Below are 13,117 nucleotides of genomic sequence, written 5' to 3' on the forward strand. Positions count from 1 at the left end.
GAATGGCCACGCTTTCCGTGAAAGTGCGGCCGGAGGGTGGGGTGGGGTCAGCGGAGGCGGCGGAGGGCGGTGGTGCCGGCGGTGAGGGCTGCGGTCGCGGTGTTGCCTACCGCTCGGGCCAGGCGGGGCAGGTCGGGGAGCCAGCCGCCGCGGAGGGCCTCGCCGGCCGGGTTGGGGGCGAAGACCGCGCCCTCGTGCGGTGGCACCGGGCGGTCGGTGAGCCCGCCCCAGCGCATCAGCGGGCCGACCAGAGCGTCGTAGACGCCGGGCAGCACCGTGAAGCCGAAGCGCATGAAGACGTTGATCCGGCCGACCGAGATCTCCCGGCGGGGCCGGTCGGCGCAGTCCACGATCGCCCGGGCCACCCGCTCGGGAGTGGTGATCGGCAGCGGTGGCCGGCCCTGCCGGCCCAGGTAGTTCGCCGCCTGCTGGTAGACCGGGGTGTCGACGCTGCCGGGCGTGACCAGGCAGACGTGTACCCCGGGCAGGTCCCGCGACTCCTGCTGCAACGTGCGGGCCAGGCCCTGCAGGCCCCACTTGCTGGTCACGTAGCCGCTCATGTAGGGCGCGGTGATGTGCCCGAGCACCGAGCCGGTGAGGATCAGGGTGCCCCCGCCGGCGGCCTTGAAGTGCCGCAGCGCGACCCGGGCCACCCCGGCGGAGGCGAGCAGGTCGATCCGCACCACCTGCTCGAAGACCTCCGCCGGGATCTCCTCGAACCGCCCGTACGCCATCACCGCCGCGGTGTGCACCCAGACGTCGATCCGGCCGAACTCCCGTACCGCCGCCTCGGCCAGGGCGTCGAGCGCGCCGGGCTCGGTGACGTCGGTGGGCACCTCGCGCACCTCGGCGCCCGCGTCCCGGCACTCGCGGCGTACCTCGGCCAGGGTGGCGGGGGAGCGGGCGGCGAGGACCAGGCGGTCCCCGCGCCCGGCGAACTCCCGGGCGGCCGCGCGGCCGATGCCGCTGGTCGCCCCGGTGACCACCACCACCCGGCTCACGGCGCGAGCACGACCTTGACGCAGCCGTCCTGCTTCTTCTGGAACATCTCGTACGCCTCCGGCGCCCGCTGCAGCGGCACCCGGTGGGTACGCAGGTCCTCCACGCCCAGCGGGTCGTCGCCGCCGGAGAGCAGCGGCAGGATCTCGTCGGTCCAGCGGCGTACGTGGCACTGTCCCATCCGCAGCTGGATGCCCCGGTCGAACATCTCCATCAGCGGCATCGGGTCCACCTCGCCGCCGTACACGCCGGAGATCGAGACGGTGCCGCCCCGGCGGACCGCCTTGAGCGCGGCCTTGAGCACCACCAGCCGGTCCACGCCGACCTTGTCGGTCATGGTCTGGGCCAGCTTGTCCGGCAGCAGCCCGGCGGCGGTCTGGGCCAGCTTCCCCGCGGGGGCGCCGTGCGCCTCCATGCCGACCGCGTCGATCACCGCGTCCGGGCCGCGCCCGTCGACCAGGTCGATCAGCGTGGTCGGCACGTCGTCGAGCTCGCTGACGTCGAGGGTCTCGATGCCGTGCCGGCGGGCCATCTCCAGCCGCTCCGGCACCAGGTCCAGCCCGATCACCCGGCCGGCGCCGAGGTGGCGGCCGATGCGCGCGCAGAACTGGCCGACCGGGCCGAGGCCGAAGACGGCCAGGGTGCCGCCGGGCGGGGTGTCGGCGTACTTCACCGCCTGCCAGGCGGTCGGCAGGATGTCGCTGAGGTAGAGGTAGCGCTCGTCGGCGCCGGTCTCGGGGATCTTGACCGGGCCGAACTGGGCGTGCGGGACCCGCAGGTACTCGGCCTGGCCGCCGGGGACCGAGCCGTAGAGCGAGGTGTAGCCGAACAGTGCCGCGCCCTTGCCCTCCGAGGTGACCTGGGTGGTCTCGCACTGGGCGTAGAGCTGCCGCCGGCACATCCAGCAGTCGCCGCAGGAGATGTTGAAGGGGACGACCACCCGGTCGCCCGGCTTGAGCCGGGTCACCCCCGGGCCGACCTCCTCGACGACGCCCATCGGCTCGTGCCCGAGGATGTCGCCCGGCTTCAGGTACGGCCCGAGCACCTCGTAGAGGTGCAGGTCGGAGCCGCAGATCGCGGTGGAGGTGATCCGGACGATCGCGTCGGTCGGTTCCTCGATCCGGGGGTCGGGTACCTCCTCCACCCGGACGTCACGCTTACCGTGCCAGGTCAGTGCCTTCATGCCAGCTGTCCCCTCTCGGTGCCGTCCATGGGACTGCTACCCCGAGCGGGCGGCTTGAACCGGTGCGCAGAGCCCGCGCCCGGAGCACCCGGCGGCTCGTCCCCGCGCCGGTGCTGCCTTCCCGGCGTACCCCCGGAAAAACGCCGACCGCCGCACCCCGGGCGGGGTACGGCGGTCGGTGCGGTGCCGTGCGGGCGGACCCGCGCCGCGGTCAGGAGCCGGGGGTGCCGGCGCCCTTCGCGGTGGCCGTCAGGTAGTCGCGGTTGAGCCGGCCGATGGTGTTCAGCGGGATGCCCTTCGGGCAGACCACGGTGCACTCACCGGCGTTGGTGCAGCCGCCGAAGCCCGCCTCGTCGTGCGCGTCCACCATGCCGATCACCCGGGTGTAGCGCTCCGGCTGGCCCTGCGGCAGCAGCGAGAGCTGGGTGAGCTTGGCGGCGGTGAAGAGCATGCCGGAGCCGTTGGGGCAGGCCGCCACGCAGGCGCCGCAGCCGATGCAGGCGGCCGACTCGAAGGCGGCGTCCGCGTTGGCCTTGGCCACCGGCGTGGCGTGCGCCTCGGGGGCGCTGCCGGTCGGGGCGGTGATGTACCCGCCGGCCGCGATGATCTTGTCGAAGGCGCCCCGGTTGACCACCAGGTCCTTGATGACCGGGAAGGCGCGCGCCCGCCACGGCTCGATGTCGATCGTCTCGCCGTCGGAGAACTGCCGCATGTGCAGCTGGCACGCGGTGGTGCCGCGCTGCGGCCCGTGCGCGTCGCCGTTGATCATCAGACCGCACATGCCGCAGATGCCCTCGCGGCAGTCGTGGTCGAACGCGACCGGCTCCTCGCCGGCGAGGATGAGCCGCTCGTTGAGCACGTCGAGCATCTCCAGGAACGACATGTCCGGGGAGACGTCGTCGACCTTGTACGTCACCATCCGACCCTTGTCCTCGGGGCCGGACTGGCGCCAGATGCGCAGGGTCAGGTTCACTTGTAGCTCCGCTGCGTGGGGTGGACGTATTCGAACTTCAGGTCTTCCTTGTGCAGCACCACCGGCTCGCCGGTGGCGGTGTACTCCCAGGCCGCCACGTAGGCGAACCGGTCGTCGTCGCGCTGCGCCTCACCGTCCGGGGTCTGGTGCTCGGCCCGGAAGTGGCCGCCGCAGGACTCCTCGCGGTGCAGCGCGTCGATGCACATCAGCTCGGCCAGCTCGAAGAAGTCGGCCACCCGGCCGGCCTTCTCCAGCGACTGGTTGAGCCCCTCGCCGTCGCCCGGCACCCGCACCCGCTGCCAGAACTCGTCGCGCAGCGTACGGATCTCGTCGATGGCCTTGCGCAGCCCGGCCTCGCTGCGCTCCATGCCGCAGTGCTCCCACATGATCTGGCCCAGCTCCCGGTGGAACGAGTCCACGGTCCGGTCGCCGTTGACGGCCAGCAGCCGGGTGATCCGGTCCTCGACGTCGCGGCGGGCCGCGATCGCCTCGGGGTGGCTGGCGTCGACCTTGTCGAGCGGGCCCGCGGCCAGGTAGTTGGCGATCGTGCTGGGCAGCACGAAGTAGCCGTCGGCCAGGCCCTGCATCAGCGCCGAGGCGCCGAGCCGGTTCGCGCCGTGGTCGGAGAAGTTCGCCTCACCGATCACGAACAGGCCCGGGATGGTCGACTGGAGGTCGTAGTCGACCCAGAGGCCGCCCATCGTGTAGTGCACGGCGGGGTAGATCCGCATCGGGACCTCGTACGGGTCCTCGCCGGTGATCCGCTCGTACATCTCGAAGAGGTTGCCGTACTTCGCCTCGATCGCCTTGCGGCCGAGCCGGTTGATGGCGTCGGCGAAGTCGAGGTACACGCCGAGCTTGGTCGGGCCGACGCCCCGGCCCTCGTCGCAGACGTTCTTCGCGGCGCGGGAGGCGATGTCCCGGGGGACCAGGTTGCCGAAGGAGGGGTAGATCCGCTCCAGGTAGTAGTCCCGCTCGTCCTCGGGGATGTCGCGCGGCGCGCGGTCGTCGCCCTTGGCCTTCGGCACCCAGACCCGGCCGTCGTTGCGCAGCGACTCGCTCATCAGGGTCAGCTTCGACTGGTGGTCGCCGGAGACCGGGATGCAGGTCGGGTGGATCTGCGTGTAGCAGGGGTTGGCGAAGTACGCGCCCTTGCGGTGCGCCCGCCAGGTGGCGGTGACGTTGCAGCCCTTGGCGTTGGTGGAGAGGTAGAAGACGTTGCCGTAGCCGCCGGAGGCGAGCACGACCGCGTCGGCCATCTCGGTGCTGATCTCGCCGGTGACCAGGTCCCGGACGACGATGCCCCGGGCCTTGCCGTCGACGACGACCAGCTCCAGCATCTCGTGCCGGGCGTTCATCTCCACGTTGCCCAGGCCGATCTGCCGCTCCAGCGCCTGGTACGCGCCGAGCAGCAGCTGCTGGCCCGTCTGGCCCCGCGCGTAGAAGGTCCGCTGCACCTGCGCGCCACCGAAGGAGCGGGTGTCGAGCAGGCCGCCGTACTCGCGGGCGAACGGCACGCCCTGCGCCACGCACTGGTCGATGATGTTGACCGAGACCTCGGCGAGGCGGTGCACGTTCGACTCCCGGGAGCGGAAGTCGCCGCCCTTGACGGTGTCGTAGAAGAGCCGGTGCACCGAGTCGCCGTCGTTGCGGTAGTTCTTGGCGGCGTTGATGCCACCCTGCGCGGCGATCGAGTGGGCCCGCCGCGGGCTGTCCTGGTAGCAGTAGGACTTGACCCGGTAGCCCTGCTCGGCCAGCGTCGCCGCGGCGGAGCCACCGGCCAGGCCGGTGCCCACCACGATGACGGTCATCTTCCGGCGGTTGGCCGGGTTGACCAGCTTGGCCTCGAAGCGGCGGCGGTCCCAGCGGGTCTCGATCGGGCCCTCGGGTGCCTTGGTGTCGGCGATCGGGTCGCCCTCGGTGAAGAGATCCATGGTCAGGACACCAATCCGGTGAGTACGGCGAACGGGACCACCAGGTAGCCGACGCAGAGACCGACGGCGACGACCAGCGCGATCGCCCGGTTGCGGCGCTCGCCCTGCGGCGTCTGCTGGCCCAGGCTGCGCAGCGCGCTGAAGATGCCGTGCCGCAGGTGGAAGCCGACGGTGACGATCGCCAGGGTGTAGAAGAGCGTGACGTACCAGCGCTCCGGCGCGAAGTCGGCGACCACGTTGCCGTACGGGTTGCTGAGATCGCCCTGGGGGTTCAGGTGACCGGTGGTCAGGTCCAGGATGTGGTAGATCACGAAGAGCAGGATGATCACCCCACCCCAGCGCATCGTGCGCGCGGCGTAGCTGCCCTGGACCTTCTTGCGGTGGGCGTACTTCACCGGGCGGGCGGCGCGGGCGCGCCGCGCCAGCACGGTGGCGGCGACGATGTGCGCCACCACGGCGACGGTGAGCACGGTCCGCTGGATCCACAGGTACCAGGTGTGGGGCAGCAGCGGCGAGCCGATGTCTCGCAACCAGTGCGCGTAGTGGTCGAACGAGGTTTCCCCCGTGAAGATCTTCAGGTTCCCCAGCATGTGCACGATGAGGAAGAGCACCAGGAGGATGCCCGTCACCGCCATGACGGCCTTCAGGCCGACGTTCGAGCGGATGGGCGACCGAGTTTTCGTGATTACCACCTGACCGACGCTAGGAGCACTTCGATCAGTCGTCCAATGCATCGACCTCGCAGTCTTGATAGCCATAAGCTATGTAGATGCAGCTCCATCAGCTCAAGTACTTCGTGGCGGTCGCAGAAGTACGACATTTCACCCAAGCCGCCGACCTGGTCGGCATCACGCAGCCCTCACTGAGTAAGCAAATTCACGCCCTGGAGACCGACCTGGGGGCCCCGCTCTTCGAACGGCTAAGGGGCAACATCGCCCTCACCGCGGCCGGCGAGGTGCTGCTGCCGTTGGCCAAGCGGATCCTCGCCGACGTGGACACCGCCACCCGCGAGGTGCAGGAGCTGGTCGGGCTGCGCCGGGGCCGGGTCCGTCTCGGTGCCACTCCGAGCCTGGCCACCTCGCTCGCGCCTCCGGTGCTGCGCCGCTTCCGCGACGCCCACCCCACCGTCGACCTGCGGGTGGAGGAGGGCGGCTCGCAGGACCTGGTCCGCGACCTGCTCCGCGGCGACCTCGACCTGGCGCTGATCATCATGCCCGCCCAGGGCATCGACCCGGGGCTGCGCGTCGACCCGATCCTGCGGGAGAGCCTCGTCGTCGCGTCGGTGGACCCGCTGCCCGCCGCCCGGGAGAACGGTCAGCTCCGCATCACCGACCTGCGCGACCAGCCCCTCGTCATGTTCCGCGAGGGCTACGACCTGCGCGACGCCACCCTCCAGGCGTGCCGGGACGCCGGCTTCGAGCCGACCATCTCGGTCGACGGCGGCGAGATGGACGCCGTGCTCAGCTTCGTCGAGGCCGGGCTCGGTGCCGCGCTGGTGCCGGGCATCGTGGTCGCCCGCCGGGCCGGCATCCGGGTCACCCGGCTGGCCCCACCGGGGGTCCGGCGGACCATCGCGGTGGCCCGCCGCCGCGACGTCGTCCCCACCCACGCCGGGCGCGAGCTGCGCCGGATACTGCTGGAGTACGTGCACGACGCCACCGGTCGGTTCAGCCCACCGTGATCGTCACGGAGGTGGACATCGGGCAGCCGGCGCTGTCGGTCATCGTCAGCCGCGCCGTGTACGTCCCCTTCCGGGCGTAGGTGTGGCTCGCCGTGGCCCCGTGCACCACCGCCGAGTTGTCCCCGAAGTCCCACTCCCGGTCGGCGACCGTACGGCCCGACGGCGCGGTCGCCGTACTGGAGAAGGCGACCGTCAGGGGCGCGGTGCCGGTGCTCGGCGTGGCGGTGGCACCCACCGAGCCGCCGGTCTCCTGCTTCACCCCGGCGCCGTTGAAGCGCAGCCAGTCCAGCGAGAGCAGATCCGGCGTGCCCCCGGTCTGCGCGGCGTTGGCGAACCGCAGGTAGAGCGTGGTCGTGCCGCCGGGGTTGGTCAGCCCGACCGTCGGCGAGACCACGTTGTCCCAACCGCCGGTGCTGCCGATGGTGGCCTTGCCGAGCAGCGTCCCGGTCGGCGACCCGGCCCGGAACTCCACGTCACCGCCGAGGCCGCCGGAGCTGGCGCCCACCGTCACCGAGCCGATGCCCGCGAGGTTGACCGGCCCGAAGTTGATCCAGTCGCCGTGGTCGACGTCACCGATCCGTTTCCCGGCGCGGGCGGTGGACCGGTCCAGCACGCTGATCCCGCTCTGGGCGTCGAAGTGCTCCGCCTCCTTGCTCTTGGTCTGCAGCTCGGACTTCGTCGAGCCGACCAGCGCCGGCACGCCGGTCGCCCCGCCGTCGGTGTACTGCGCGGTCAGCACCGTGTAGAGGTTCTGCCCCGGCCCGTGCCCGTCGCCGGCCCCGCCGTCGGTGAGCACCACCCCGGAGCAGCCGGTGTAGTTGTCCAGCGGGTGGGTGTGCGAGTCGTGGCCGAGCTGGCTCTGCACCACCACCCGGGAGCAGTCGATGACGCCGTCCTCCGGGTCGGTGACCGTCACCGTGTACGGGATCCGGTCGCCGAAGTCGAAGAATCCGCCGTTCGGCACGCTGAGCGTCACCACCGGCCGGGTGTTGCCCACCGTGATCTCGGTGGTCGCCACCGCGGTCGCCCCGCCGGTCCCGGTGACCGTGAGGCGGGCGGTGAACCGCCCCTTGGTGGTGTACGTGAAGCTCGGGTTCGCCGCCGTGGAGTCGGTGGTGCCGTTGCCGTCGAAGTCCCAGGCGTAGCTGATCGGCCCGCCGTCGCCCGAGGCGGAGCCGGCGCTGGAGAAGGTGACCGCCAGCGGGGCCGGCCCGTTGTCCCGGTTCGCGGTCGCCTTCGCCACCGGCGGCCGGCCGTTGGCGACGTAGTCGATCCGGTAGATCCCGGCGCCCTCGTTGCTGCCGCCCCGCCCGCTGCCGCTGCCCGCGCCGAAGTCGATGACGTAGAGCGAGCCGTCCGGGCCGAACTCGGCCTCGAAGGGCTGCACCCAGGACATGTCCCCGAAGATCCCGTTGATCGACTGGAGGTCACCGACCTTCGTCGGGCCGAACCGGGCGTTGCTGAAGGTCTGCGCGGTGGTGTGCGTGGAGATCGTCTTGAACCACTTGCGGGTCAGCTCGTAGACGATCCACTTCCCCTCGAAGTACGCGGGGAACTTGCTGATCCGCGGGTTGGCCGGGTCGTGGTCGTAGACCGGGCCGCTCATCGGCCCGCCACCGCCGGTGCCCACCTCCGGGAACTGGGTGGAGGCCGAGTAGGCGTACCAGACCAGCGCGGAGCGGGCGGCCGGCAGGGTGGTGAGGCCGGTGTTGTTCGGCGAGTTGTTCACCGGCGCCGCGCAGTTGAACTTCGCCCCCGAGGTCGAGGTGGCGAAGTCGTAGTCGTTGAACGGGATGTTGTTGCCCACGCAGTACGGCCAGCCGTAGTTGCCGGCGCTGGTGATCCGGTTGAACTCCACCGTCCCCTCCGGACCCCGGTTCGGGTCGGCCGCCCGGGCGTCCGGCCCGTAGTCGGCGACCAGCAGCGCGTTGCTGACCGGGTCGACGGTGATCCGGAACGGGTTGCGCATGCCCATCGCGTACACCTCGGGCCGGGTCTTCGCGGTGCCCGGCGTGAAGAGGTTGCCGCTCGGGACGGTGTACGTGCCGTCGGCCTGCGGCCGGATGCGCAGGATCTTGCCGCGCAGGTCGTTGGTGTTGCCGGAGGTGCCCTGCGCGTCGAAGGCCCGCCGCCCGGCGCGCTCGTCGATCGGGGTGTAGCCGCTGGACTCGAAGGGGTCGATGTTGTCGCCGACGGCGGCGTACAGGTTGCCGGAGCGGTCCATCGCCAGCGAGCCGCCCATGTGCGAGTTGGCCCGCGCCTCCCCGCGCAGCGTCGGGATGGTCAGCAGCCGCTTCTCCGAGGCGAGGCTGATCGCGTTGTTCGCCACCGTGAACCGGGAGAGGTTGAGCTGCTTGAGGGTCTTGTCCGACCAGAGCAGGTAGAGCCAGTTGTTGGTGGCGAAGTTGTTGTCCAGGGTCATCCCGATCAGCCCGTCGGACTGGCTGGTCTGATCCGAGGTGTACGCGAAGTCGATCAGCGTGGTGACGGCGAGCGTGCTCTGGTCGATCACCTTCACCGCGCCGGTGCGCTGGATGTAGAAGACCCGCCGGTCGGGGGCGACGGCCAGCTCGAAGGGGTCGGAGAGGTCGGCGGTGACCAGCGGCACCCGCTGGAAGTTGCTGGTCTTCGTGGCCCCGCAGTCGCCGGGCACCGCGCCGGCCGCCCACTCGATGCCGCCGCGCAGGTGGGCCAGGAACGCCGGCTCGGCGAACGACGACGAGGAGTGCCCGCCGGCGGTGTACCAGGACCGGCCGCCGTCGTAGTTCTGGCACCAGGAGTACGCGTGGTCGACCCCCTCGTCCAGCCCGTTGATGCCGTCGCGCACCTTGATCTGGGCGAGCGTGTGCACCTTGCCGGTCGGGTTGGTGCGCCAGTTGTACCACTCCTCGGAGCGTTCCCAGAGTTCCGGCAGGCCCGTGGTGGAGGGATGGGCGTGGTCGAGCACCTTGACCCGGCCCGGGTACGTCCCGCCGGTGGCGGAGAAGTCCGGGTGGTAGTCGAAGATGGTGCCGACCAGTCCCTCGTACCAGGTCCAGTCGCGTTCGCTGGCGGTGGCTGCGTGCAGCCCGACCCAGCCGCCGCCACCCCGGATGTAGTTCTGCAGGGCGGTGCGCTGGCCGGCGTTGAGCAGGTCGCCGGAGGTCGGCGTGGAGTTGGTGTTGTTGAAGACCAGCACGTCGAAGCGGGCCAGGTTGGCGTCGGTGAAGGCGCCCGCGTCGGTGGTCGCCTCGACGGTGAAGTTGTGGTCGGCCCCGAGCTGCTGGATCGCGGCGATGCCGGCCGGGATCGAGTCGTGGTAGAAGTTCGTGACCTTGGAGAAGACCAGGACGTGGAAACGGGGCGCGGCCTGCGCCGGGGTCGGGGTGAATCCGATCAGCAGCGCGAGGATGCTGATCAGGGCCAGCGGTACGGGGTGACGTCGTCTCATTGCGGGCGCTCCCGGTGGGGGACGGGCGGGGTGGGGCACGCAGGGTCCTGCCGCCGACGCGCGACGGCGTCGACCAGCGGTACGGGCGGAAGGGCGCCGGCCCCGGCGCCGCCGGTCGCCGGGCAGGTCGGCGACCGGGCGGTCCGGTGTCGCGGTGCGGGCCGGCGGGGGTAGGCCGGCCGGGCGGGGCGGGGTCAGTGGTTGGCGTCGGCGCCGAGCAGCTGCCGGATCTCGGTGGCCAGTCGGTCGAACCTCCCGTCGCTCATCACCTCGGCGTAGCGCCGCTGCGGCGGCAGCTGCACCGGCAGGGTGCGGATGATCCGGCCCGGGCGGGGGCTCATCACCTCGACCCGGGTGCCGAGGAACACCGCCTCGGCGATCGAGTGGGTGACCAGCAGGATCGTCGTGCCGGTCTCCCGCCAGATCCGGTGCAGCTCGGTGTTGAGCTGCTCGCGGGTGAGCGCGTCCAGGGCGCCGAACGGCTCGTCCATCAGCAGCACCCGGGGCTGGTGCAGCAGCGCCCGGCAGAGCGCCACCCGCTGCTGCATGCCGCCGGAGAGCTCGTGCGGCAGGGCGTCCTCGAAGCCGGTCAGCCCGGTCAGTTCGATCAGCTCGTCGGCCCGCGCGGCGGCGAGCCGGCGGTCCAGCCCGCGCATCTCGGCCTGGAGCAGGATGTTGCGGCGTACCCCGCGCCACTCCAGCAGGGCGGCGCGCTGGAAGACGTACCCGATGTCCTTCTGCGGGCCGGCGACCGGGCGGCCCAGCAGCGACACCGACCCCGACGTGGGCCGGACCAGGCCGGCGACCACCTTGAGCAGGGTGGACTTGCCGCAGCCGGAGGGGCCGACGATGGTGACGAACTCGCCGGGCTCGGCGCGCAGGGTGACGTTGTCGACGGCGGTGGTCCGGGACCGCTTCGAGGCGAACCGGACGGTCAGGTCGGTCAGGTCGACGGCGGTGCCGGTGACCGTGGCGGCGGGGGTCATCGCCGGTTCACCCCTTCCCGGCGTGCGAGGCGTCCCAGTAGGTGGCGGCCGGGCCGGCGTCCTTCAGCTCGGCGTACTTCGACATCAGGCCGATCGTCTCGGTCCACTTCGCCTCCGCGTTCACCCCGGGCACGCCGCCGGCGCCGGTGTCCAGCAGCGGCACGGCCAGGGTGAGCTGCTTGACCAGCACCTCCTTGGCCGGTTCGTTCTCGGCCAGCTCGGCCATCGCGTCGGTGGCTCCGGGGATGTCCTTGGCCGCCTCGGTCCAGGAGCGCTGGGTGGCCTTGACGAACGAGCCGACCAGCGCGGCGTCCCCGCCGAGGGTGGCCTCGTTGACCACCAGCCCGGTGCCGAGCAGGTTCATCCCCCAGTCGGCGTAGAGCAGGTGGTCGACCTGCTTGCCGGTCTTCGCCTCGATGGTCGGCCCCTGGTCGTGGAAGAAGCCCTGGATGGCGTCGACCCGCCCTTCGGAGAGCGCGGCGATCTTGCCGGCGGCGTCCAGGTTGACCACCTTGACGTCGGCCGGTTCCAGGCCGTTGGCCTTCAGCCAGCCGGGGAAGGTGGCGTAGAGCGCGTCGCCGGGGGTGCCGCCGACCGTCTTGCCCTTGAGGTCGGCCGGCTTGCTGATGCCCTTGTCGGCGAGGAACTCGATCGAGGCGGGACCCTTCTGGAGGAAGACCCCGACGCTCTTCACCTTCATCCCGGTGCCGATCGCCTTGAGCAGCGGCGGGGTGTCGGCCCAGCCGAAGTCGGTCTGCTTCTGGGCCACCGCCTGGATGGTCTTGCCGGAGCCGCCGCCGGCCTTGATCTCCAGCTCGATGCCCTCGTCGGCGTAGAAGCCCTTCTTCAGTCCGTAGTAGAACGGGGCGTGCTCGCCGTAGGGCACCCAGTTGAGGGTGAGGGTGACCTTCTTCTTCCCGTCGGCGGTCGTCGCCGGGCCGGCGGAGTCGCCGCACCCCGCCATCGGGAGGAGCAGCAGCAGTGCGGCGCCGGCGTACGCGAGACGTTTCATGGGTGCCTCCAGCAGCGGTGCGGACGGTGGTCGGGTGGTGGGCGGGACGGGTCAGGAGGTGGTCAGCGGCACACCACTGCGGCGGCTGGCGTGCCAGGGGATGAGCAGCGCCTCGGCGACCTCGACCACCACGAACAGCGCGATGCCGATCAGCGACATCAGGAACAGGTCGGCGAAGAGCAGCGCGGCGTCGAGGTTGCCGTTGGCGAGCAGCAGGACGTAGCCGAGACCCTCGTCGGCCCCGACGAACTCGCCGACCACCGCGCCGACGACGGCGAGGGTGACGGCGACCTTGAGCCCGCTCATCAGGTGCGGCAGCGCGTTCGGAAAGCGGATCTTGCGGAAGGTGCGCCAGGGGCCGGCACCCATGGTGGCCGCGAGGTCGATCAGTTCCGGGTCGGTCGAGCGCAGCCCGGCCACGCCGGAGATGACCACCGGGAAGAAGGCGATCAGGACCGCCAGGATGACCTTCGGCGCGAAACCGACGCCGAACCAGACCACCAGCAGCGGGGCGATGGCGATCTTCGGGATCACCTGGGCGAAGAGCACGATCGGGTAGATCGCCCGTTCCATCGTCCGGGAGTAGGCGATCAGGATCGCGGTGCCGAGCCCGAGCAGCGCGGCGAGCACGAAGCCGACGACCGTCTCGTAGAGCGTGACGGTGGTGTTGCGCAGCAGGAACGGCCACTGCTCGACCGTGGTGGTCCAGACCTGCCCGGGGGTGGGGACGAGGTAGTTCGGCACGTACCCGCGGGCGGAGACGAACCACCAGACGGCGACGACGGCGGCGAGCAGCAGGAGCGGCCGCCAGAGCGCCTCGGCCGCCGCGGCCAGCCGTCGGGCGGCGCGGGACCGGGGCGCCGGTTCGGGATCGGCGGCCACGGGTGCCGCCGGGGGTGGGCCGGCGGCACCCGTGGCC

General features: G+C 71.5%; 10 protein-coding genes. 1 reads left to right on the top strand and 9 read right to left on the bottom strand.

The genetic code is table 11. The annotated features are described in order from the left end of the window. Positions 1-47: 47 nt before the first annotated feature. The 5 genes from ACSNN7_RS26720 to ACSNN7_RS26740 form a co-directional block, all read right to left on the bottom strand. Complete coding sequence (locus ACSNN7_RS26720) at positions 48-1,001, bottom strand: SDR family NAD(P)-dependent oxidoreductase (RefSeq protein ID WP_436683748.1); 954 nt, start codon at positions 999-1,001, stop codon at positions 48-50. Next, positions 998-2,182, bottom strand: a complete 1,185-nt coding sequence (locus ACSNN7_RS26725) for a zinc-dependent alcohol dehydrogenase (protein ID WP_436683749.1) — start codon at positions 2,180-2,182, stop codon at positions 998-1,000. The genes ACSNN7_RS26720 and ACSNN7_RS26725 overlap by 4 nt, the downstream gene beginning before the upstream one ends. A gap of 211 nt (positions 2,183-2,393) precedes the next feature. Further along, positions 2,394-3,155, bottom strand: coding sequence for a succinate dehydrogenase/fumarate reductase iron-sulfur subunit (locus tag ACSNN7_RS26730; RefSeq protein WP_436683750.1), 762 nt, complete (start codon positions 3,153-3,155; stop codon positions 2,394-2,396). Next, the gene (locus ACSNN7_RS26735; RefSeq protein ID WP_436683752.1) at positions 3,152-5,089 is read right to left on the bottom strand and encodes a fumarate reductase/succinate dehydrogenase flavoprotein subunit; all 1,938 of its coding nucleotides are present in this window, start codon (positions 5,087-5,089) and stop codon (positions 3,152-3,154) included. Before ACSNN7_RS26735 ends, ACSNN7_RS26730 begins: the two co-directional genes overlap by 4 nt. Positions 5,090-5,091: 2 nt before the next feature. Further along, a complete protein-coding gene (locus ACSNN7_RS26740) occupies positions 5,092-5,823 on the bottom strand; it encodes a succinate dehydrogenase cytochrome b subunit (protein WP_436683753.1) in 732 nt (243 codons plus the stop codon). 35 nt (positions 5,824-5,858) lie between these two features. Here ACSNN7_RS26740 and ACSNN7_RS26745 point away from each other — a divergent pair, with 35 nt between their 5' ends. Then, on the top strand, positions 5,859-6,770 hold the full coding sequence (locus ACSNN7_RS26745) for a LysR family transcriptional regulator (protein WP_436683754.1): 912 nt from the start codon (positions 5,859-5,861) through the stop codon (positions 6,768-6,770). Here the strand turns inward: ACSNN7_RS26745 and ACSNN7_RS26750 are convergent. The 4 genes from ACSNN7_RS26750 to ACSNN7_RS26765 form a co-directional block, all read right to left on the bottom strand. Continuing rightward, positions 6,757-10,200: a ThuA domain-containing protein gene (locus ACSNN7_RS26750; RefSeq protein WP_436683755.1), complete on the bottom strand. Its 3,444-nt coding sequence runs from the start codon at positions 10,198-10,200 to the stop codon at positions 6,757-6,759. The two genes, ACSNN7_RS26745 and ACSNN7_RS26750, sit on opposite strands and share 14 nt — an antisense overlap. Positions 10,201-10,394: 194 nt before the next feature. Continuing rightward, on the bottom strand, positions 10,395-11,186 hold the full coding sequence (locus tag ACSNN7_RS26755; protein ID WP_436683756.1) for an ABC transporter ATP-binding protein: 792 nt from the start codon (positions 11,184-11,186) through the stop codon (positions 10,395-10,397). Positions 11,187-11,193: 7 nt separating this feature from the next. Further along, complete coding sequence (locus ACSNN7_RS26760) at positions 11,194-12,198, bottom strand: ABC transporter substrate-binding protein (RefSeq protein WP_436683757.1); 1,005 nt, start codon at positions 12,196-12,198, stop codon at positions 11,194-11,196. 51 nt (positions 12,199-12,249) lie between these two features. Further along, positions 12,250-13,117, bottom strand: an 868-nt coding sequence (locus ACSNN7_RS26765) for an ABC transporter permease (RefSeq protein ID WP_436683758.1), incomplete at its 5' end; no start/stop codon positions are given.

This window comes from Micromonospora sp. URMC 105 (genome assembly GCF_051386295.1).
GTDB lineage: Bacteria > Actinomycetota > Actinomycetes > Mycobacteriales > Micromonosporaceae > Micromonospora.

Excerpts from the sequence above, each read along its gene's own strand:
- ACSNN7_RS26755 (WP_436683756.1), bottom strand. The coding sequence starts at position 11,186 with ATGACCCCCGCCGCCACGGTCACCGGCACCGCCGTCGACCTGACCGAC.
- ACSNN7_RS26740 (WP_436683753.1), bottom strand. The coding sequence starts at position 5,823 with ATGCATTGGACGACTGATCGAAGTGCTCCTAGCGTCGGTCAGGTGGTA.
- ACSNN7_RS26745 (WP_436683754.1), top strand. The coding sequence starts at position 5,859 with ATGCAGCTCCATCAGCTCAAGTACTTCGTGGCGGTCGCAGAAGTACGA.
- ACSNN7_RS26750 (WP_436683755.1), bottom strand. The coding sequence starts at position 10,200 with ATGAGACGACGTCACCCCGTACCGCTGGCCCTGATCAGCATCCTCGCG.
- ACSNN7_RS26735 (WP_436683752.1), bottom strand. The coding sequence starts at position 5,089 with ATGGATCTCTTCACCGAGGGCGACCCGATCGCCGACACCAAGGCACCC.
- ACSNN7_RS26760 (WP_436683757.1), bottom strand. The coding sequence starts at position 12,198 with ATGAAACGTCTCGCGTACGCCGGCGCCGCACTGCTGCTGCTCCTCCCG.
- ACSNN7_RS26725 (WP_436683749.1), bottom strand. The coding sequence starts at position 2,182 with ATGAAGGCACTGACCTGGCACGGTAAGCGTGACGTCCGGGTGGAGGAG.